Source organism: Nonomuraea sp. NPDC049714, assembly GCF_044465295.1.
In the GTDB taxonomy this organism is placed as follows: domain Bacteria; phylum Actinomycetota; class Actinomycetes; order Streptosporangiales; family Streptosporangiaceae; genus Nonomuraea.
The window spans coordinates 99557-119269 of record NZ_JBITLM010000013.1; the positions used below are offsets into that span (position 1 = coordinate 99557).

Genomic DNA, 19713 nt, shown 5'->3' on the forward strand with positions numbered 1-19713 from the left:
GACGGAGATGCGACTGTCAGCGGCAAGCAGCGCCGATATCGCAGCGTTACTTGTCGCGATCCGTGGTGTCAGGAGGCACTCGATCCGCGCGGTCGTAGGCTTCCTGCGACGCTGACACGTCGCCGAGGTGCGCGATCGACCATTCTTCCAGCGCGCGCAGCGGCTCGCGCAGGGTGCGGCCCGCCTCGGTGAGCGTGTACTCCACGCGGACCGGGACTTCGGGGTAGGCGGTCCGGCGCACGAGCCCGTCGCGTTCGAGCCCGCGGAGAGTCTGGGTGAGCATCTTCTGCGAGATGCCCTCGATGCGTCGGCGCAACTCCGAGAAGCGGGCGCTGCCGTCCCAGAGGGCGCCCACGATGAGCACCGTCCAACGGTCGCCGATGCGATCCAGGATGCGGCGAGTCGGGCAGTCCGCGCGGTAGGGGCTGCCGCGGAGCACCGACTCAGCCTGAGTGGTTACCACAAAGTGCCTACTTCCTATTAGAGAGCTGCACTCATACGGTAATCGCAGGCGTCGCCCGACGCCACCCATCCCGTAGAAGGGCACCTCGTGTCTCGCATCACCGTCATCGGCGGCACCGGTTACGCCGGTTCGGCCATCGTCGCGGAGGCCGCTGCTCGCGGTCACCAGGTCACCGCGCTGAGCCGCTCGTTTCCCGACGCGCCGATCCCGAACGTGACCTATGTCCAAGGCGACGCCGCCGACGAAGCAACGCTTTCGGCACCCATCGAGGGCGCGGACGTCGTGGTGGGCGCGCTCGCCCCACGCGGCCCGCTGGCCGGCACCTTCCGCGACGTCTACGGCACCATCGCGCGTCTGGCCGATGCCGCAGGCGTACCCCTGTTCGTCGTCGGCGGTTACTCCTCCCTGCGTCCTGCGCCCGGGGCGGATCGCTTCGTCACCGACCTCAGCCACATCCCCGCAGAGTTCCACGACGAGATCCGCGCCGGGGCGGCGCTCATCATCGAGGACCTCCCGGCCACGCCCGCGACACTCGACTGGGTCTTTGTGAGCCCGGCGCTCAGGTTCGGCGCACGGATGCCCCGCGAACGACTCGGCCGTTATCGGCTCGGCGACGACGTCGCGGTTCAGCCCGAGGACGGCGGCGGGATCTCCGCCGCGGACTACGCCCTCGGGTTCGTCGACCTGATCGAGAAAGGCGAACACCACAGGGCCCAGGTCAACCTCGGCCACTGACTCCGGAAAGGTGCCGGGGTCGTCCATCGAGGGCGCGCCCAACAAGGTGGGATCTCGGTCGCGGTCGTCACGGCTTCCCGCCGCCCTCGCCGGGGGATCCGACGGTGTCGATCAACTGCTGGAGCGAGGGGTTCACCAGGGCCTTTCCGCCCACGGTCACCGTAGGGACCGTTTCGTTCCCGTCGGCGACAGAGCGCACGAACTGCGCCGCTTCCCGGTCCTTCCAGATGTTCACCTCGTGGTAACGCACATCGGTGAAGCGCAGCCGGAAACGGAGTCGCATGCAGAAGCGGCAGCCGGGCCGCCAGTAGAGGACCACACCTCCGTGATCGGCCTCCTGGAACGATCGGGCAAAGCCTCGGCGAGGCAGGTTCGCGATCAACATCCATAGCCCGTAGACCACAAGGAAACAGATCGCCGCGATGGAGAGCGCATCAGAGGCCGTCGGCACCCAAGGACCGTACCCGAGGTCCTGACCCTGCCCGTCTACTGCCCCGGCTCCGACGACGCTGACCGGGGGACGGGGTGGTGACCGATGCGCCGGGGGAGGCAAGCCGGGTGCTGTCGCGGCGATGAGTCCGGCGGTGCCCGCAGGTCTACCTCTCGACGGCAACCGACTCATCAGGAGTAAGGCATGGGCCTCATTCACATCGAGCTGTTCGCCACCCTCGACCTCGTCGGGCAGGCGCCCGGCGGCCCCGACGAGGACCCGGTGGGGTTCCCGTTCGGCGGCTGGCAGGCGCCCCTGATGGACGAGGTCGCCGGGGCGCAGGTCGGTGCCGCGTACGAGGGCACGGACGCCCTCCTGCTCGGCCGGCGGACGTATGACATCTTCGCCGCTTACTGGCCGTACCAGGAGGGCGGCGAGGACAGCGAGATCGCCACGCTCTTCAACAGCGTCCCCAAGTACGTGGCCTCCCGCGGCAGGCCCGACCTCTCGTGGGCCGGGTCCACGCGGCTGGGCCCGGATCTGGCCGGGGCAGTACGCGAGATCCGTGACCGGCACGAGCACGTGAAGGTCGTCGGCAGCCTGAACCTGGTGCAGACCCTTCTGCGCGAGAAGCTCTTCGACCGTCTCGACCTCTGGGTGCACCCGATCATGCTCGGCGTCGGGAAGAAGGTGTTCGACGGTGGCGCGGTGCCCACGAACGTCACCCTCCTGGAACCGCCGGTAGCCGGTCCGAAGGGCACCGTGTACCTGCGCTACGGGCTCGCCGATGGCACGCCCGGGACGGGGGACATGAGCGCACCCGGTCGTGGTGCCGGGCGCGACGACTGAAGCCGCCCTGCGGTAGTGGCCGGCATGGGCGAGCGGGCCCGCACATGCGCCATCTCCTGGGCGCGGACGACCTACCGGCAGTACGTCCTGCGTAAGATCCCGAGCGCCACCTCGTGGCTGCCATCCCTGTACGTCACCGTCCTGCAGCCGACCGACGACGGGCGACTGCTGATAGCGGATGTCGTCGTCAACGGCGTCCCCAGGACGCTGGCAGTCGCCCGGCGGGTGTGTCGAACCGCCGGCCCGCGTCGCTGCTGCGCGAGCGGTTCGCGGCGCTGGTGGCGGCGGAGACGGCGCTGGGTCGTGACCCGGAGCCGGAGCGCATCGCCTTCATCCGCTCCCCGGCCGAGCTGGCGGGCCTGGGCGGAGACCGGGTCGACTATCTGGAGCCGGTCGTCCGGCGGTACGGGAGCCGGGTCAGTCCATGCTGGACGCCAGGCCCACCCGGTAGGCCAGGATGACCGCCTGTACGCGGTCGCGTAGTTCGAGTTTCGTCAGGATCCGGGACACGTAGGTCTTCACGGTCTCGGTGGTGATGAACAACGCCGCGGCGATCTCCGCGTTCGACAGGCCGGCGGCGATCTGTTCGAGCACCTCCAGCTCACGCGGGGTCAGCGCGCGTACGACCTCCTCCCTGGCCTGCAGGGTGGCGGGGCGGAGGCGTTCGGCGTGGTGGCCGATGAGGGTGCGGGTGACGGCGGGGGCGAGGAGGGACTCGCCGCGGGCGATGGTCCGGACGCCCTTGATCAGCTCGGCCGGGGGCGCGTCCTTGAGCAGGAAGCCGCTGGCTCCGGCCTTGAGCGCTTCGTAGACGTACGCGTCGACGTTGAAGGTGGTGACGACCAGGATCTTCGCCGGGGTGGCGGTGCCGGGGCCGGCCAGCTGCCGGGTGGCTTCGATGCCGTCGACGATGGGCATCCGGATGTCCATCACGATGACGTCCGGGCGCAGGCGCCGGGCGATTTCGACCGCCGCGCGGCCGTCCGCGGCCTCTCCGACGACGTCCATGTCGGGCTGGGAGGAGAAAATGGTGATATATCCGGCGCGTACCAGCTCCTGGTCCTCGCAGATGAGCACGCGGATGGGCGCGTCTGTCATGAGTCGCTCCTGGACGGGATGGTGGCGCGGACGCTGAAGCCGCCTTCGGGCCGGGGCGCGGCCTGGAGGTCGCCGCCGAGCATGCGCAGCCGTGCGCGCAGCCCGTTCAGGCCGCGTCCGCTCGACGGCAGACCGGCCGGGGCGTGGCCGTCGGTGGTCACCTCGATGTCGAGGCGATCGTCGTGGTGGCGGACCATGACCGTGGTGGGCTGTCCCGTCGCGTGTTTGATCGCGTTGGTGAGCGCCTCCTGGACCACCCGGTACGCGGCCAGCTCCACGTCGACGGACCGCTGTCGCTGCTCGCCGTGCTCGGCGAGCTCGACGGGCTGGCCCGACAACCGGGCCTGTTCGACCAAGTCGCCGATCTTGCCCAGGGCGGGGGTACGGTCCGCCACCGCGGAGTCGCCGGTCGCCTCCAGCACGTCGAGCAGGTGCCGTAGCTCTGTCAGCGCCCGCCGGCCCGTGTCGCTGATGGCGGAGAGCCCGTCGCCGGCCCGGTCCGGCGCGTTGCCGACCAGGAACTGTGCCGCGTCCGCCTGGATCACCATCGCGGTCACATGATGCGTGACCACGTCGTGCAGCTCACGGGCGATCCGGGCCCGCTCGGCGGCCGCGGCGACGCTCGCGCTCAGCCGCCGGCGCTCGGCCTCTTCGGCCCGCCACCGGCGCATCCCGGCTCCGGCCATCCAGATCACCCCCAAGATGAGATAGAACGCGATGAAGTCCTGGACCCGGTTCGGCGACCCCAGGTTGTGCAGGACGACCGCCATGACGACATAGGCCCCGGTCGACACCGCCGCGAGGCCGCGCCGGAACCTGACCTGATGGGCGCCGACGGCGTACAGGGCCAGATAGAGCCCGATGCTGCCGAACGTTGGCGGATAGCTCAGCGCCTGATGAGCCATGAAGGCGGCGCCGATGATCGCGAGGCAGGCGGCGGGCCAGCGGCCGGCGATCACCAGCGGGACGGTCTGCGCCAGGGTCAGCGCCACGGCCGGCGCGTCCAGCGGGCGCACCGGTAGATCGCCGACCTGCGCTCCGATGGTCGACAGCGTCGGTACGAACGCCAGCAGGGTGAACACCGCCGCGAGGGCGCCGTCTCGCCACCAGCCTGGCCGGGCCGCGTTCGAGATCACCGGGCCAGCCTAGCGGCGGCCTGGCACCGGGCCACCGCGGCGTTGGGCGAGGACGAGCATCGGGACGGCGAGCAGCAAGCTTATGACGACGGGCACGATCGACGCCTCAAGCCCGAACCCGCCGCCGGACAGCAGCGCCGGGCCGGTGACCTCGGTGGTCAGCAGCCCCGGAGAGACGTGGCCGGAGACGGGGATGCCGAGCAGCCCTTCGGTGGTGTTCCAGGCGAAGTGCAGTCCCATCACGAACCAGATGTTGCGCCGCCAGAGGTACGCCGCCCCGAGCAGGACGCCCGCTTCGACGGCGATGGCCAGGGAGGTCCATAGCGTGGCTCCCGGATTTCCCAGGTGCAGAGCGCCGAACAGCAATGCGGTGCAGGCCACGGCCACCCGGCCGCCCCACAGCTGTTCCAGGGCCTGCAACGCCAGGCCACGGAACATCAGCTCCTCGGTGACCGCCGCGCCGATGGACACCGCGGCCACCGTGAGCACGACCGACAGTCCGTTCCCGGACCAGGAGAAGGAGTAACCGCCGAGGATCGCGATCAGGAGCGCGGACACGAGCACGAACCCCAGCCCGATCCCGGCCCCGAACAGCGCCTCCCGCCTGGCCCCGGCTCTGGCGATCTCCGGCGTGGGCCGTCCTGCGACGAAGCGCATGACCGCCCAGTAGACGGCGATCGCGGCGGCCGCGCCCACGATGATGACCACCGGGGGACCGCTCGCGGTCAGGGCCGACACCACGCCGACGCCGACCACCCCGATCAGCATCCAGACGAGCGGTAACCGGGCGATCCTGCGCATCCGGCCGTCGCGTGGCTGGGCGTTCTGTGGGGTGGGTGTCGTGCTCACGGTGACCTCCATCGGCGTCGGGCGCCGCGGTCGGCGACCCATCGAGAACGCTATGAGCTCGCCCCGGACCGGCGAATCACCAGCAGGTGGGCGATCCGGGTAGCTCTCATGGGGGAGGTCAGGTCGCAGATTCCGGGCTGAGGGCACAGCGAGCTGGGTTCAGGTCGTTCTTCATGGCGGGGGTGGGTACGAGGGCGGCGGCGCGGGTGAGCTGTTATTCGGTGATGTCTCTCGCTGCCGCACGGGCAGCACTGTAGCCAGGGAGTGAAATACTGCTGGACGAACTGCGCACGCGCCCAAGCCGCCCGAGAACTGCGCCGCGAGCGCAGCGCGAGCTGAACGTTCTGCTCCTAGACAGAGCTGTGCCCCGGCTGCGTGCGAAGCAGAGGCATAACCGGGGCTTATGGCTCGACCGTACCACCCCTCGTCCTGATAGGGAACTGCAGGAAACCGAAAGGCAGCCCTGATGCAGGAAGCCGAGGCCAGACGGCTCAGTGACCTCATGTCACCTCTGCGCATGGCCGACTACGCAATGCGCTGCGCCGACGACCCGGTCGCCGCGCTGCGGCTGCACTGGTGGAACACCGAGATCAGCGGGGCGTTCTACGGGCCGCTGCAATATTTGGAGCTGGCCATGCGCAGTGTCATGACGCGTGAGCTGGTCGCCCACTTCGTCCAGGACGACTGGTGGAACGCTCCCGGGACGCAGCTCGTCTACAGTGGCCGCCAGCGCATCAGCGTGGCCGAGCAAAAGCTACGGACCATCGGTCTGCCTATCACCCCGCGCCTCATCAGCGAAGAGCTGCCGTTCGGCTTCTACGTGTCCCTGCTCGGCCGCGGCGACGGCTACGACCAACGGCTGTGGCGCCCCGCTCTGTACCGAGCCTTCCCGGGCTATCGAGGTCCTCGCCAAAACCTGCACCGCAAGGTGGACTACCTGCGTATCTTCCGTAACAAGATCGCCCACCACGGGCCGATCCACCATCGTCACCTGACCGCCGACCACGACGCGATCCTGGAGTGCCTGCGCTTCATCGACCCGGGGTTGGCCGCGATGGTGGAGCGGCACAGCCGGGTCAGCGAGGTCCTGACCCGTCGGCCATGACCACGATCAGGAAGGCCCGCTGGCGCTGCTGGCCGGGCGGTTACCCCTGCCGGTTCGACGGACCGGTCACTCTGTGAAGACGGTCAGCACCATGTCGGATAGCGGTCAGCCGGGGCTGGAGCGGCCGTGACGCCAGTAGCCGATGAACGCGATGTCCGACTTGGGCACCCCGCGGTCGGTCACCAGATGCCGCCGCACGCCGGTGGGCAGCTTGGCCTCGCCGGCGGCCCAGGTGTAGAACGGCCCCGGTGGCAGGGTCGCGTTCCTGACCGCCTCAAGGGCGAGCATCCCCGGCACCGTCCGGGCGCCGTCCCGGGCGATCCAGTGGATCCGGACCCCTTCCGGGCGGATGACGTCCTCCCGGATGTCCGCGCTCTCGGGCACTTCCAGGAAGACCTCCGCCACCAGCGACGCGGGGGCGTGCTCCAGGATGGAGAGGATCGCCGGCAGGGCGCTCTCGTCGCCGACCAGCAGTTGCCAGGCGGCATGCTCCGGGGGCAGGTACGCGATGCCCTCGTCGAAGACGCCGGCCTGGTCGCCGGGCTTGGCCCGTGCCGCCCAGGCCGAGGCGGGACCGGTGTCGCCGTGCATCGCGACCTCGATCTCCAGCTCGCACTCCTCGGGCCGGAACCGGCGGACGGTGAAGCTGCGCACCCATGGCCGGCGCGTCTTCGGCAGGAGCAGCAGCTGCGCGAGCCACACGTCGTTCGACACGGTCGGCATCCGCAGCTCCGGCTGCCCTTCACGGGCGAAGAACAGGCGGACCACCTGGTCGTGGCCCGAGTTCTCCAGATGCTTCAGCTCGGGTCCGCCGAAGGTGAGGCGGGTGAAGCCGGGGCTGACGCGGGTGTTGTCGAGAACCTCCAAGTTGATCATCCGCCGTGTGCCCGGCCGGCGCACCTTGAACATCGTCAGGCTCCTTCGGCGGCCTAATACAGGCCGTGCTGGTAGTCGTGCTCGAGCATGGAGCCGAGTCGGGTCAGGTGGGAGCCGAGGGCGGCGGCCATCTTGCCGGCGCTCTCGGCCACCATCAGGTTGCCGATGTCGCCGCCCGCCGCGCAGGCCTCGGCGAGATGACGCTGGTCGCCGTCCCACAGCTTGCCGCGGATGACCGCCTTGCCACACTGCGAGTAGACCTCCCGTACGCGCACGACCGTGGCGAGCAGGGCCGGTTTGCCCTCGGCGCCGAGCATGTCCAGCAACTCCGGATCGTCGGTGACGAACGCGTCCCCGTTGACCCGTATGACCTCGCGTACGCCCGGCACGAAGAAGACCAGGCCCACGGCCGGGTTGCGGGTGATGTTCGTGAAGGAGTCGGCGATCTTGTTGCCCGGACGGTCGGGAACGGCCAGTGTCCATGGGTCCAGCACCCGCACCGACCCGGGCGGGTCGCCCCTGGGGCTGTTGTCCAGTTGCCCGTTCTCGTCGGCGGTGGAGACGCAGAAGAACGTGCTGTGCGCGATGAACCTCATCGCGAACTCGCCGATCGCGGGCTCCTTCTTGGCCGCGATGAACGGCATGGGGTGGCCGATGACCTCACGTACACGCGCGAGGTCGATGGGCCGATAGCGGTCGGCCGCCGTCTCGATGCTCATGGAATCTCCTCCGAGGCCTACAGGTCGAGCACGAGCCGGGAGCTCAGGGCCCGGGAAACGCAGATGTACATGCGGTCGCCGGTGGCGCGATCCTGGTCGGACAGGATGTCGTCCCGGTGGTCGGGCTGGCCGTCGAGCACGCGCGTCTCGCAGGTGCCGCACACGCCCTCCCGGCACGAGCCGGTCACCGGCAGGCCCTCGTCCTGGAGCGCGCCGAGGATGCTGCGGCCGGGCGGCACGGTGACGGTGCGATCGGATCGGGCGCACACCACCTCCACCGCGCTGTCCTCCCGGGCCGGCTTGGGGCGCGGCCTGAACCGCTCCAGGTTCAGGGCACCTGGCCGCCAGTGCGCGCCGGCGGCCTCGACGGCCGTGAGCAGGGCTTCCGGGCCGCACGCGTAGATGTCGGTGGCCTCGCGCGGCCTGTCCAGCCACTCACCCAGCGGTATCCGGCCCACCTCGTCCTCCGGATACAGGTGGACCTGCTCCGGGTAGCGCCGGAGCTCGTCGAGGAAGGCCATGGACGAGGCGCGGCGGCCGCCGTACACGAGCTGCCAGGCCGCACCCCGGTCGGCGGCCTCGCGCGCCATCGGCAGGATCGGTGTGATGCCGATCCCACCCGCGATGAACAGGTACGACTCCGCAGGCGTGAACCCGAAGTTGTCCCGTGGGCCGCGCAGCCGCACCGGCTGCCCCGGGCGCAGGAACGTGTGCACGTACTCCGAGCCGCCGCGGCTGATCCGCTCGCGCAGGACGGTGACGCGGTAGGCGGAGCGGTCCTCCGGCGAGCCGCACAGGGAGTAGTGCCGCGCGATGCCGGTGGGCAGGATGAGCTCGACGTGGGCGCCGGGCCGCCAGGGCGGCAGGTCCTGCCCGTCTGCGGCGGTGAGCTCGACGGACACCACTCCGGCGGCCTCCCAGCGGAGCTGGCGAACCACCATCGTGAGCTCCGCCTGTTGGACAGCGAGCATGATCCCCCCGAATGTTAACAGCGTTATCAAAGGCGAGCCTCACGGTAGTGTTAACATCGTTAACGTGTCAACCGGGACCGAAGGAAAACAGGCCAGAAAAGGTCCGCCACGGCCGGACGAGGTGGCGCGCGCAGCGCTCGCGCTGGTCGACGCCGGGGGCCTGGACTCGCTGACCATGCGCCGGCTGGCCGCGAGCCTGGGTGTGCAGCTTCCGACGATCTACCGGCTCTTCGACGGCAAGCAGGCGCTGCTGGATGAGATGTCGGAGATGATCCTCACCGAGGTGCTCGACCATGTCCGTCCCGGCGGCGCGGACTGGGCCGACCTCATCGCGGGCTTCGCGCGGGTGCTACGGGAGAAGTTGCTGGCCCAGCGCGACGGGGCCCGCATCGTCGGTGGCAACTACGCGGCGAAGCAGCCGACGCTGACGCTCGCCGAGATGTGGATGACGGTGATGGCCAAGGCGGGCTTCGCCGAGAAGACGGCGATGTGGAGCGGCACCACGGTCTTCTGCTACGTCCTGGGCGAGGTGCTCGAACAGCAGGGCGCGGCCGGCGACGAGTACGAAACGCTCACCGCCGCCGTGGGCGTCGGACGCTACCCCGGTCTCACGACCGGCTCCGTCGAGGGATTCCTCGACTTCGACGCCCGCTTCGAATTCGGCCTGCGCGTCCTGCTGGCCGGCCTGAAAGCGGAATGCCGCCCCATGGCCTGAAGTGTCCGGATACGGTGCAGATACCGTGAAACTATGGATCAAGGTGTGGTGTCATCGCTCGGTGGAGCGTCACACTGCGGGGCATGGCACTGGGCGACGCGAGGGCCCCTCGCTGGTGGAGGGTGCCCGCGCTCATGGCGTTCCTCGGCTGGCTGTTCCTGGGCGCCGCCTACTACTTCTACATCCCGATTTTTCACACCATCTGGCTGTTCGCCTGGCTGCTGATCGGCCTCGGGTGGCTGTCGGCCGGTGTGTGGACGTTCACCGCCGTGATCTCGTACGTGTCGATCAGGGCGTACGTCCGGGCCTGGGTGACGTTGACGCTCGCGGTGACCGTCGGGGCGGTGTTATGGACCACCGACTGGCCCATCACCAGCGTGAAGAGCATGCTTTGGCTACGCGGCGAGGCGTTCGCCGAGGTCGCCTCCGCCTACGAGAGGGGCCGGCCCCTCGTGGTGCCCGCGTGGATGAGGTCCCTGACCGTCAGCGGTGAGATACAGGCCCAGGAGAACGGACTGTACTTCCCGGTCTTCGTCGATCAGTGGCGCGCGGAAACCGGTGCCGGCTTCGCCTACATACCGGGCCTGGCGCACCCTCACCAGCTGTTCAGAACGGCGGCGGGCGACCTCGGCGCCCCTGCCCATGATCTCGGCGACGGCTGGTGGTGGGTGGAGTGAGTCAGTGCCCGCTTCGAGCCGGGCGATCGTTACATCAGGCGGTGAACCCGTCCCGGTTGGCGGTGACGAAGTCGGTGAAGGACCGGGCCGGGCGGCCGGTGAGGTCCGGAACCGTGGTGGTCACCCGGTCCTCAGACCCGCGCCGGATGTCCTCGTCAAGCCCGGCGAGCATGGCGGCGTACGCCGGCGGCAGGCCGATGGCGACGAACGCCTCGGCCATCGTGGCGGTGTCCACCGGCCGGTGCCGTACGGACCGGCCGGTGACCGAGGCGATGACGGCGGCGGTGTCGGCGTAGCTGAGCGCCTCGGGCCCGGTGATCAGGTGGTCGGCGTTGTGCGGCACCGTGTCGAGCAGTGCTCGTACGGCCACCGCGGCGATGTCGGCCGCGTCCACGAACCCCACGCGCCCTGCCCCGGTCGCGGTGACGATCTCACCACGGGTACGGATGCCGTGCGCGACGGGATGCTCACCGAGGAAGTTCTGCATGAACCACGACGGCCTGAGGATCGCCCATTCCGGCACCGTCGACCGCACCACCCGGGGCAGCATCCCGATGCCGGGCGCGTCCTCGGGCAGCGCGGACGAGCTCAGCAGGACCACCCGCCGCACCCCGGCGTGGACTGCGCCGGCCAGGAAGGCTTCGACCAGCGGCGCCGGCTCGACGGCGCTGCCCGGGGCGATGAGGTAGATCCGGTCGACGCCGGCCACGGCCGTGCGGTAGGTGTCCGGCTCGTCCCAGTCGAACCGGACGTGGTCGCCGGTGACCGGTTTCCTGGTGGCGATCCGTACGGCGGCGTCCTGCTCGCGCAGCATGGCGGCGACCCGGCTGCCGGTGGTGCCGGTGCCGCCGGTGACCAGCACGTTCATGCGGTCCGCCCGTCGGCGAAGGCGGCCGTCAGCTCGTCCGGTCCGCCCATCGCCTCGGCGGCGGCCAGGGGGTTCCAGTAGTCGCGGTAGTGCATGATCTCGCCGTCGCGTGCCGTGACGACCGCGACGTAGCGCATACGGTACGGCCGGCCGGTGCTCACCACCACGCCCGCTGCCTCGAACTCGGCCACGACGACGTCCGGGTCGGCCGTCTCGTGCACGGTCTGCTCGGCAATCGCCTGGACGTCCAGCAGGTCCGGATAGCCGCGCAGGTACTCCTCGACGGCGGCCCGGCCGTCCAGCCGCGCCGGGTAGTTCGGCGGGGCGAACGGGAACTCGAAGGCTCCATCGACGGCCCAGAGCCCGGCGTAGCCGGCCATGTCCTTGGCCAGCAGGAGCCGGAGCGATTCGGCGAACAGTTCGCGTGCGGTACGACGTGGTGTGGTCATGGTGCGACTCCTGATCGGGGAAGGGGTGGCACCTTGACTATAGGACAGGACGGGACCGTCTCGTCCACTTGATATGCTCGCGGTCATGACCGAACGCACCCGTCGTACCCCCACCGGGGCCGCGATCCTCCAGCCGAAGATCACCTCAGCGATCATCGAAGCCGTGCTGGACGAGCTGGCCGAGCACGGCTACGCCAGGCTGTCGATGGAGGCGGTGGCCAGGCGGGCGGGCGTGGGCAAGAGCGCGCTCTACCGCCGCTGGCCGTCCAAGCAGGACATGGTGATGGCGGTGCTGGCGGAATTCAGCGTGCCGCTGGCCGAGATGCCGGACACCGGATCGTTGCGCGGTGATCTGGTCGCGGCCCTGCACGCCATCCACGGCTGGCTGACCCACCCGCGCTTCTCGCTGATCCTGCCCGACCTGACCGTCGAGGCCGCACGCAACCCGGCCCTGGCGGAGGCCGTACAGGCTGCCATCGGCGATCCCCGGCGAGCCCTCGGCGCGGACGTCCTGCACCGCGCGGTCGAGCGCGGCGAGCTACCCGCCGGCCTGAACCTCGACCTCGCCCTCGACCTGATAGCCGCACCGCTCTACTGGCGTCTGCACGTCCGGCTGGTCCCCATCGAGCCCGGCTACCTCGACGACCTCGCCGAACACCTCATGTGCGCCCTCGCCGCCCAGGTCTGAGCGGCTCAGCGGCGACGGCTGCGGACGAGCTCGTTCCGGCGCCAGACCAGGGGGCGGAGCTCGGCGGCTTCGGCGGGGACGGACCCTTCGGCGAGCACCTCCCTGCGGGAGACCGTGGCGTCGGACACCCGCCGGTGATAGTCGCGGAACGTCTGCACCTCGCCGTCACTGCGGCAGAGCTCCCACTTCGGCCCGGCCAGCTCGGTGTACGACATGCCCTCGTGCGCGTAGTCCGCCATCGTGGCCACGCTCAGTGCCCAGGAGCGGAGCAACGAGGCAGAGCCACGTAGGTTGAGCAGCCCGCCGAATTGTTCCACCTCGGCGGCGCGGACATCCTCGCCCGGATGCCACTGCTGCCACCAGGTCCTGTCGGCCCGTCGGTCGTGGTACTCGCCGACCGCCCCGGCCAGTCCCCACGTCTGCCACCGGACGGTACCGGACATGGCCCCGGGTACGGCGAGGCGCCGGCTGAGCTGCCGGGCGGTGCGCGCCGGCAGGTACGTCAGCTCGGCGGGGACGAGGGCGATGGGGCTGCCCTGCTCGGCGTCGAACGGGTTGGGGTCGATGAACCGCCGATCGATGATCACCACGGTGTCGGGCCGCCGCTGGAAGGACAGCCCCCACAGCAGGCGGCTGAGCAGCACCGCGCCATGCGGATCGGAGAGGACGTGCCAGGTCCCGTGGTAGTGGTTCGTGGAGAACCGGGCCTGGGTGCCGGGCCGCAACGTGATCACCGTGTAGTCCCGGCCATCGGCCCGCAGCTGTCGCCGGTGCAACTTGAGCCGCTCACCGACCTCACGCGCGCCGCCCGGCCTGAGCCGCTTACCCTCCGGCACGATCCACCCTCGACATGGGACCTCCTGTAAGTCAGGTCCCCACATCTACCAAGCCGCCAAAGCGGGACACAACGGGATTTCGCCAGAGGCCGTTGGCTTTCGCTTGCCACTGACCCCGAAACTCACCCGGCTCCGAGTACCTCCTCGAACGCTTCGCGGGCCGGCGCGGCTCGATCCAGTCTCACTGAGCAAGCGAGCTGAAGAACTCCGTCAGTACGGGCGCGAGCGCCTCCGGTGCCACGTCGTGGGTCTGGCCGTCGAGGGTCCGGTGCTCCGCCGTGGGCAGCGCGTCGGCGGTGGCCTTCGCGGCCTGCTGAAGCCCGTGCGGGCTGGCCCCACCGGCGAGGAGCAGCGCCGGAACGGTGATCGCCGATGCCAGGTGCCGTGGGTCGGCGAGGATCTCGTCGTCGTAGGCGAGCGTCGGCGCGATGGCCTCCAGCGTGGCCCAGCCCGGCTGGGACCTGATGCCGGCGATGACCTGCTCGGGAATGCCGACATGAGTCATGAACAGGGCCACGGCGTCCCCCCGTCGCCCGGCGTCGAGCAGTTCGTGGAGTCGTTCGGTGTACGCCTCGTTCCGCGATCCGGCGTCGGCCAGGAACGGCGGCTCGTACAGCGCCAGCCCGGTGATCCCGGGACCCGCCGCCGCGGTCGCCAGGGCGAGGGCCGCGCCGGAGGAGAGGCCGTAGACGTACTCCTCCCCGCCCGCCCGCGCGATGAGGGCCTGCAGGTCCTCGACCTCACGGGCGACCGCGTACGGCCTGGTGTCGGAGCTCTCACCCCGGCCGCGCCGGTCGTAGAGGTGAACGGTGAAGGTGTCCCGCAGGAGCGCGGCGAGTGGCCGCATCGGTCCTGCGGCGCGGTGGCACATCGCCCCGTCGACCAGGATGAGCGGCGGACCGTCGCCGGTGCGCTCGTAGGCGATCGTGGTGCCGTCGGCTGAGGTCACTGTCGGCATCAGGTGCTCCCTTGTCCCTGTAGGCCCGCCAGGTAGGCGTCGAATCGGTCGAGGCTGGTCGCGAAGCCCGCCCTGGCCTCGGCGCTGAGGTACGCGGCCGGCACGTTGGTCTGATGGGTGACCACCTCGGTCCGCCCGTCGCGCAGGTCGGTGAAGGTGATCGCGGTCCGCATGCCGCCTTCGACGCCGGGCTCGATCCACACCAGCCGCTCCGGGCGACGCACCTCGACGTAGACGGCTTTCATGGTGTACGTGCTGCCGTCGGCGTCGTTGACCATCGTGGTCTCGAAGACGCCGCCCGGCCGCAGGTCGATGGTGATGCCGCCGACCGGTGTGGTGGTCCCGGCCGGTCCCCAGAAGTGGGTGAGGTGCTCGGGCGTCGTCATGCAGTCGAAGAGCAGCTCGGGGGAGGCACGATGCACCCGCCGGTAGGTCAGCTCACCGATCTCGGTCATGCCGTCGTCTCCCCGGCGCATGGTTCCCCGGTGCGCGGTCTCCCGGTGCGCAGGGCAGCCAGGTGCTCGTCGAGCCGGTCATGGCGCTCGGCCCAGACCTGCCGGTGACGGGCGATCCACCCGGCGGCCTCGTCGAGGCGCTCGGTGTCCAGCACGCACGGCCGTGACTGCGCGGTACGCGTACGGGAGATCAGGTGGGCCCGCTCCAGCACCTGCACATGCTTGGAGATCGCCTGCTGGGTGATCGAGAAAGGCTCGGCGAGCTGGTTGACCGTCGCGTCGCCGTGCGCCAACCGCTCCAGGATCGCCCGCCTGGTGGGGTCGGCCAACGCCGAGAACACCAGGCTCAACTCATCTTCGATGACTGTCACACCTCCGACCATACGTACAACCACCCGTTTGCACAACCATTGGGTTGTACGTGCGCGTCTCAGTGTGCGGGGGTACGGTGCCAGCAGGTCGTCCTGGAGGTGGTAGGTGACGCGAAGGAGCCCGGTGGGCGCCGAGCAGCGGCGGCGCTGGTCACCCGGGAGCATGATGGCCCGGCTCGACGACGAGACGCAGACGCGGCTGCTCCGGCTGGGCGAGTGCCGCTACCAGGACCCCGGCGAGGTGCTGATCAGCCAGGGCGATCCGGCGGCCGACACGGTCTGCCTGCTGCAGGAGACGCGGGGCGGGCTGTGCGCCAAGGTCACGGCCGATCTGGACAACGGGGTCGAGGCGCTGCTGGGCATCATGGTCAGCGGAGACCTCATCGGCGAGATGGCCGTGCTGCGCGAGGTGCCCAGGTCGGCGACGGTGACCCTGTGCTCGCGGACGCTCGTTCACCGGATTCCGTCGGCGGCCTTCCTCACGCTGGCGCGCAGCGTCCCGTCGCTCTCCTCTGCGCTGGCGAAGACGCTCGCCGACCGGCTCGACTGGGCCGACCGCCGCCGCCTGGACATGATCGGCTACGACGTGCCGGTACGGGTGGCCCGGGTGCTCCTCGACCTGGCGGGCCGGCACGGGCGACCCGTCTCCGAGGGCACGGACGTGGGCGTTCCCCTGGCCCAGCACGAGCTGGGGCGGCTCGTCGGGGCCGGGGAGGCCGCGGTCAGCAAGGCGATGCGTGAGCTGAAGGAGGAGGGCCTGATCAGGACGAGCTACCGCAGGGTGATCCTGATCGACGCCGAGCGCCTGGGCGCCTACGGGTCCTGACACCCGCAGCCGCCCGGGGAGCGGCGTAGAGCGGCGCCCCCGGCCGAGGGCAGCGGCGTCAGCCTGCGCCGCCGTCCAGGGCAGTGGCCTCAGCCTGCGGTGGCGTCAGCCTGCCGCCGCGCCCAGGGCGATGGCGCCGATCGTGTTCACCACCATCAGGCAGGTCCACGGGATCGACCGGGCGATCCGGCGGTGCTTGCGCGCCGCGATCTCACTGAGCAGCCGGACCGTCGCCCACGCCTCCTCGGCCTGCTGGGCCGGGTTGCCGTGACCGGCGTTCCGTGAGGGACGGTTGACGATGCTGAACCTGCTCGGCCGGTCGGTCGGCCGGAGGTCGGGGCGCAGCGCCTGGACCAGGTGGTAGCCGGAGGCCACGAAGCTGACGGCGAACGCCGCGAGCAGCACCAGGCCGACCAGGCCGATCCAGTCGCCGCCGCGCACGATCGCGAACACCGGGCCCATCTGGGCGGCGAGCATCGAGGCCCCGCCCGCCTGGACCACGATGAGGACGCCGGCCTTCGTGTCGGCGTGCTGGACGTAGCTCTGGCACACGGTCGCGGCGGTGAGCGCGCTGACCACTTCCTCATGTCCCGCGTCGGGCGCATTGATCTTCATGTCTCCATGAAAAGCCGCCATACCGATTTCATCTGTGTCGTATTACATGCTCGCTGGGCGGATCGACATTAGGTGCCGTGAATCGCCTAGTTGTAGGGAATCTTGGTGGTGGTACCGTCCCATACTGGTCGACCGGGTGCCCTTACCGATGGACCGGAACCTCAATGAGGAGGATCGAAAAGAAAATGCACGAAGGCACATATGCCCGCAGGCTACTTATCTCTAGCGATACAGCCGGATATGGCTCTGGAACGGACAAAAGGCACGAGGCGTTTCAGGCGGGCTTCGTGGCGGCGCACGAACGCGCCGCCGTGGCCGCCGGCCGGGATCGGGGGCGGTGGGACGTCCATCCCGAAGGGGACGGTGAGCTGGCGGTGCTGCCGCCGACCGAGTCGGAGCCGGCGGTCGTCGACGACTACGTCCGCGCCCTGGCCGAGGCGCTGCGGCGGCGTAACAACGGGCTCGCCGTCGAGGACCGGCTGAGGCTCCGGGTCGCGGTGCATTTCGGCGTGGCCTATCCCGCGGCCAACGGATTCGCGGGCCAGGCCGTGGTAGAGGTAAGCCGGCTGATCGCATGGCAGCCGCTCAAGCGCGTCCTTCATGACAACGAGAATGCGAATCTGGTTCTAATACTCTCCGGCCGAGTGTTCTCCGAGACGGTACGCCAGGGCCACACCTCCTATGCGGTCGACGCGTTCACTCCCGTACGAGTGCGCGAGAAGGAGTTCGACGGGGAGGCGTGGATCTGGTCACCAGATATCGACGTACGGAAACTGTCGTACTTAACGGAACCGGCACAGCCTCGCGGCGACAAGCCTGCCGGAACCTCCGTCGTCCAGACGGCTGAAGTGATCACCAACAACTCCGGCCCGGTGGACGCCCGTGGGGCCGTCTTCGGCGTCTCGCGCGGCTGAGCGGCCCGCCATGACCACGGACCAGCCCTACGAGCAGGGCGAGCCTTCTCCCCGGCAGGAGACCAGGGAGCCCGCGTCCGACGAAGGAGAGCGGCCGCCGTCCCCGCCGGAGGAGCATGACGAGTTCGACGAGGGGCTGCTCGACCAGAACGCCACGGTCATCAACAACTTCTTCGCCGATGTGGACGCCGGGGGCGCGACGTTCGGCGCGGGCGGCAGACGCTCGTCCCGCGCGGCGGTCGGCCGGCTGCCCGCCACCGACGTGGCCGCCTCGCTGCGCGGCTTCATCGAGCCTCCGGCGTGGGCCCGCGCGGTGGCGGTGCTGCGCGAACAGCACGTCCTGGTGCTCTGCGGCCGGGAGGAGAGCGGCCGCTGGACCGGCGCGGTCGCCGCGCTGGACGCGATGGGCCTGGACGGCGACGGGATCTGGATGTACTCCCCCTCGACGTCCCTGGCCGAGCTGAACGCCGGCCAACGTTTCCAGGCGCGCCATGGCTACCTGCTGCACGACTGGATCGAGGCCACCGGGGACGTCTCGGTGCGCCGTTTCGAGCTGGAGACGCTGGCCAGGAAGGTGGCCGAGGCGAGGGCGTACCTGGTGATCACGGTCCGCGCCATGAAGGGGCGCAGGCCGTTCGACAAGGTGCAGATCGACTGGGAGCCGCCCAATCCGGGCGCGCTGTTCGACGCGCGCCTGGCCGGGGTCGCGCCGCCGGAGCGCGAGCGGGACGCCCTCGCCCGGCTCCGGCTGCACGCGGAGAAGCTGGTCGCTCCCGGCCCGGTCACCGCGCTCGCCGAGCGGGTGGCCCAGGGGACCGAGACTCCGTCGCGGATCCTCGCCGACGTGGAGGACGAGGTGGTCGCCGGGTGGTTCGGCCGCGAGGATCTCAAGCGGGCGGATGTGCTGGCGGTGTGCGCCGTGGCCTTCGCCCATGGCGCCCCTGAGCGGGTGTTCGAGCAACTCCTCGCCGATCTGGTCGCCACCTGGGACCAGTTCGGCGCCGACAAGGGTCTCGACGTGCGCAGGCAGGACGACGAGCGGCTGCCGCAGACCAGGGCCTTGTGGAGCGGTGGACACCCGCTGATCAACGTGGTGGTCGACACCGACGCGGGGTTCGGCGGCGAGCGCCGGGTGGTCTTCCGTGGCGAGCACTACCGGGCGCAGGTGATCGCCGCGCTGGCCCGGCACTACGGCTACGAGCTCTGGCAACCGCTGAGGCAGTGGATTCGGGGGCTCGCCGACGCGGACATCGAGGTGCAGTTCCAGGCGGCCGTCGGAGTCGCCCTGCTCGTCAGGGCCGACCCTGCGGAGGTCAAGGAGTCCTTCCTGGACGAGTGGGCGGCCGGGCGGATGTTCGAGCGGCTCGCCGCGGCCAACGTGCTGGCGTTGCTGTCGATGGAGGACGACTTCGCGCCCATCGCGCTCGACCTGGCGCTGTCCTGGGTGCGGGACGCCGGGCAGGAGCGCGCGATGACGGCGGCCATCGCCTTCGGCAACGGCATCTGGATCCGCTACCCGACGGACGCGCTCAAGTGGCTGTGGTTCCTGGCGCTGCGCGGCGTCCGGGTGAGCGTCGTGGCCAGGCGGTCGCTGATGCTGCTCTTCCGCCAGGCGGCCGAGCACGGTGAGGCGGTCGCCGCCCTCACGATGCTGGCGCGGCTCGCCGGCGAGGAGGTGGACGGCGCGGTCGGCACCAGGCGCACGCGTACGGCGCTCGCCGCCGTGACGGACATCCTGACCGCCGCCTGCCTGTCGGACCCGGGCGTCCCCCTGCCCACCCAACTGCTGTCCACCCACCCGGAGAGCGCGGCGCCGCTGGGCGTGCTGTGGGCCGGGTGCCTGGCCAGCAACCACCACCGGGTGGCGGCCGTACGCGCGTTGAAGATCTCCCTGACCGCGCTGCGCGGGCGTGCGGAGACGATCGCGGCCGTCGCCGCGCTCGGCGCGGCCGTCTGGCGGGCGCTGCCGCCCGAATGGCACCCCATCGTGGAGCGTGACCTCAGACGTGCGCTCTCCGGACCTGATGACGGCACCGCGGCGCTGCCTGCCCGCGACCTCGTCAACGCCCTTCTCGCCGCCGGAGTCCGGCGATCCTCATAGGAGAACACC

The 19713-nt window shown here is 70.3% G+C and carries 25 protein-coding genes; 10 read left to right on the forward strand and 15 right to left on the reverse strand.

What is annotated here, in order from left to right:
• Positions 1 to 46: 46 nt before the first annotated feature.
• Positions 47 to 439 carry a winged helix-turn-helix transcriptional regulator gene (locus ACIBQX_RS39010; RefSeq protein WP_397013630.1) on the reverse strand — a complete coding sequence of 131 codons (393 nt, stop codon included), beginning with the start codon at positions 437 to 439 and terminating at the stop codon, positions 47 to 49.
• Positions 440 to 550: 111 nt separating this feature from the next.
• On the opposite strand from ACIBQX_RS39010, the gene ACIBQX_RS39015 reads away from it, so the two are divergent.
• The gene (locus ACIBQX_RS39015; protein ID WP_397013631.1) at positions 551 to 1198 is read left to right on the forward strand and encodes an NAD(P)-dependent oxidoreductase; all 648 of its coding nucleotides are present in this window, start codon (positions 551 to 553) and stop codon (positions 1196 to 1198) included.
• Between the two features lie 67 nt (positions 1199 to 1265).
• Here the strand turns inward: ACIBQX_RS39015 and ACIBQX_RS39020 are convergent, their stop codons facing one another.
• Positions 1266 to 1649: a glutaredoxin domain-containing protein gene (locus ACIBQX_RS39020; protein ID WP_397013632.1), complete on the reverse strand. Its 384-nt coding sequence runs from the start codon at positions 1647 to 1649 to the stop codon at positions 1266 to 1268.
• A 183-nt stretch (positions 1650 to 1832) separates the two neighbouring features.
• Between ACIBQX_RS39020 and ACIBQX_RS39025 the strand changes: the two genes are divergently transcribed.
• Both ACIBQX_RS39025 and ACIBQX_RS39030 read left to right on the forward strand, forming a co-directional pair.
• Positions 1833 to 2477 carry a dihydrofolate reductase family protein gene (locus ACIBQX_RS39025; RefSeq protein WP_397013634.1) on the forward strand — a complete coding sequence of 215 codons (645 nt, stop codon included), beginning with the start codon at positions 1833 to 1835 and terminating at the stop codon, positions 2475 to 2477.
• 227 nt (positions 2478 to 2704) lie between these two features.
• Entirely contained in the window at positions 2705 to 2938 is a 234-nt protein-coding gene (locus ACIBQX_RS39030; protein WP_397013636.1) for a hypothetical protein, read from the forward strand.
• Here ACIBQX_RS39030 and ACIBQX_RS39035 read toward each other — a convergent pair.
• The 3 genes from ACIBQX_RS39035 to ACIBQX_RS39045 are packed head-to-tail and all read right to left on the reverse strand — an operon-like array spanning position 2895 to position 5560.
• Positions 2895 to 3575, reverse strand: a complete 681-nt coding sequence (locus ACIBQX_RS39035) for a response regulator (protein WP_397013638.1) — start codon at positions 3573 to 3575, stop codon at positions 2895 to 2897. The two genes, ACIBQX_RS39030 and ACIBQX_RS39035, sit on opposite strands and share 44 nt — an antisense overlap.
• A complete protein-coding gene (locus ACIBQX_RS39040; protein ID WP_397013640.1) occupies positions 3572 to 4711 on the reverse strand; it encodes a sensor histidine kinase in 1140 nt (379 codons plus the stop codon). Before ACIBQX_RS39040 ends, ACIBQX_RS39035 begins: the two co-directional genes overlap by 4 nt.
• Positions 4712 to 4720: 9 nt before the next feature.
• Entirely contained in the window at positions 4721 to 5560 is an 840-nt protein-coding gene (locus ACIBQX_RS39045) for a lysostaphin resistance A-like protein (RefSeq protein WP_397013642.1), read from the reverse strand.
• Between the two features lie 517 nt (positions 5561 to 6077).
• On the opposite strand from ACIBQX_RS39045, the gene ACIBQX_RS39050 reads away from it, so the two are divergent.
• Positions 6078 to 6665 (forward strand): hypothetical protein, encoded by a 588-nt coding sequence (locus ACIBQX_RS39050; RefSeq protein WP_397013644.1) that lies wholly within the window; start codon positions 6078 to 6080, stop codon positions 6663 to 6665.
• Between the two features lie 105 nt (positions 6666 to 6770).
• Here the strand turns inward: ACIBQX_RS39050 and ACIBQX_RS39055 are convergent, their stop codons facing one another.
• The 3 genes from ACIBQX_RS39055 to ACIBQX_RS39065 are packed head-to-tail and all read right to left on the reverse strand — an operon-like array spanning position 6771 to position 9231.
• Positions 6771 to 7574 (reverse strand): siderophore-interacting protein, encoded by an 804-nt coding sequence (locus ACIBQX_RS39055; RefSeq protein ID WP_397013645.1) that lies wholly within the window; start codon positions 7572 to 7574, stop codon positions 6771 to 6773.
• Between the two features lie 20 nt (positions 7575 to 7594).
• A complete protein-coding gene (locus tag ACIBQX_RS39060) occupies positions 7595 to 8260 on the reverse strand; it encodes an MSMEG_1061 family FMN-dependent PPOX-type flavoprotein (protein WP_397013647.1) in 666 nt (221 codons plus the stop codon).
• 17 nt (positions 8261 to 8277) lie between these two features.
• The gene (locus ACIBQX_RS39065; protein WP_397013649.1) at positions 8278 to 9231 is read right to left on the reverse strand and encodes a PDR/VanB family oxidoreductase; all 954 of its coding nucleotides are present in this window, start codon (positions 9229 to 9231) and stop codon (positions 8278 to 8280) included.
• 64 nt (positions 9232 to 9295) lie between these two features.
• Between ACIBQX_RS39065 and ACIBQX_RS39070 the strand changes: the two genes are divergently transcribed.
• Both ACIBQX_RS39070 and ACIBQX_RS39075 read left to right on the forward strand, forming a co-directional pair.
• The gene (locus ACIBQX_RS39070) at positions 9296 to 9946 is read left to right on the forward strand and encodes a TetR/AcrR family transcriptional regulator C-terminal domain-containing protein (protein WP_397013651.1); all 651 of its coding nucleotides are present in this window, start codon (positions 9296 to 9298) and stop codon (positions 9944 to 9946) included.
• 83 nt (positions 9947 to 10029) lie between these two features.
• On the forward strand, positions 10030 to 10623 hold the full coding sequence (locus ACIBQX_RS39075) for a hypothetical protein (protein WP_397013653.1): 594 nt from the start codon (positions 10030 to 10032) through the stop codon (positions 10621 to 10623).
• Between the two features lie 34 nt (positions 10624 to 10657).
• Here the strand turns inward: ACIBQX_RS39075 and ACIBQX_RS39080 are convergent, their stop codons facing one another.
• Together ACIBQX_RS39080 and ACIBQX_RS39085 are read right to left on the reverse strand one after the other, a co-directional pair.
• Positions 10658 to 11491: an NAD(P)H-binding protein gene (locus ACIBQX_RS39080; protein WP_397013655.1), complete on the reverse strand. Its 834-nt coding sequence runs from the start codon at positions 11489 to 11491 to the stop codon at positions 10658 to 10660.
• Positions 11488 to 11940 (reverse strand): nuclear transport factor 2 family protein, encoded by a 453-nt coding sequence (locus ACIBQX_RS39085; RefSeq protein ID WP_397013657.1) that lies wholly within the window; start codon positions 11938 to 11940, stop codon positions 11488 to 11490. The genes ACIBQX_RS39080 and ACIBQX_RS39085 overlap by 4 nt, the downstream gene beginning before the upstream one ends.
• A gap of 85 nt (positions 11941 to 12025) precedes the next feature.
• Here ACIBQX_RS39085 and ACIBQX_RS39090 point away from each other — a divergent pair, with 85 nt between their 5' ends.
• Positions 12026 to 12628 (forward strand): TetR/AcrR family transcriptional regulator, encoded by a 603-nt coding sequence (locus ACIBQX_RS39090; RefSeq protein ID WP_397013659.1) that lies wholly within the window; start codon positions 12026 to 12028, stop codon positions 12626 to 12628.
• Between the two features lie 5 nt (positions 12629 to 12633).
• Here ACIBQX_RS39090 and ACIBQX_RS39095 read toward each other — a convergent pair whose 3' ends face one another.
• From ACIBQX_RS39095 to ACIBQX_RS39110, 4 genes are all read right to left on the reverse strand, one after another.
• A complete protein-coding gene (locus ACIBQX_RS39095; RefSeq protein WP_397013661.1) occupies positions 12634 to 13464 on the reverse strand; it encodes a hypothetical protein in 831 nt (276 codons plus the stop codon).
• A gap of 181 nt (positions 13465 to 13645) precedes the next feature.
• Positions 13646 to 14422, reverse strand: a complete 777-nt coding sequence (locus ACIBQX_RS39100) for an alpha/beta fold hydrolase (RefSeq protein WP_397013663.1) — start codon at positions 14420 to 14422, stop codon at positions 13646 to 13648.
• A complete protein-coding gene (locus tag ACIBQX_RS39105) occupies positions 14422 to 14877 on the reverse strand; it encodes an SRPBCC domain-containing protein (RefSeq protein WP_397013665.1) in 456 nt (151 codons plus the stop codon). The genes ACIBQX_RS39100 and ACIBQX_RS39105 overlap by 1 nt, the downstream gene beginning before the upstream one ends.
• A complete protein-coding gene (locus ACIBQX_RS39110; RefSeq protein ID WP_397013667.1) occupies positions 14874 to 15248 on the reverse strand; it encodes an ArsR/SmtB family transcription factor in 375 nt (124 codons plus the stop codon). The genes ACIBQX_RS39105 and ACIBQX_RS39110 overlap by 4 nt, the downstream gene beginning before the upstream one ends.
• A gap of 106 nt (positions 15249 to 15354) precedes the next feature.
• Here ACIBQX_RS39110 and ACIBQX_RS39115 point away from each other — a divergent pair, with 106 nt between their 5' ends.
• Complete coding sequence (locus ACIBQX_RS39115; protein ID WP_397013669.1) at positions 15355 to 16074, forward strand: Crp/Fnr family transcriptional regulator; 720 nt, start codon at positions 15355 to 15357, stop codon at positions 16072 to 16074.
• Positions 16075 to 16179: 105 nt separating this feature from the next.
• Here ACIBQX_RS39115 and ACIBQX_RS39120 read toward each other — a convergent pair whose 3' ends face one another.
• Positions 16180 to 16689, reverse strand: a complete 510-nt coding sequence (locus ACIBQX_RS39120) for a hypothetical protein (protein WP_397013671.1) — start codon at positions 16687 to 16689, stop codon at positions 16180 to 16182.
• A 287-nt stretch (positions 16690 to 16976) separates the two neighbouring features.
• Here ACIBQX_RS39120 and ACIBQX_RS39125 point away from each other — a divergent pair, with 287 nt between their 5' ends.
• Positions 16977 to 17603 (forward strand): hypothetical protein, encoded by a 627-nt coding sequence (locus tag ACIBQX_RS39125; protein WP_397013672.1) that lies wholly within the window; start codon positions 16977 to 16979, stop codon positions 17601 to 17603.
• Positions 17604 to 17613: 10 nt separating this feature from the next.
• Positions 17614 to 19704: a hypothetical protein gene (locus ACIBQX_RS39130; RefSeq protein ID WP_397013673.1), complete on the forward strand. Its 2091-nt coding sequence runs from the start codon at positions 17614 to 17616 to the stop codon at positions 19702 to 19704.
• Positions 19705 to 19713 lie beyond the last annotated feature (9 nt).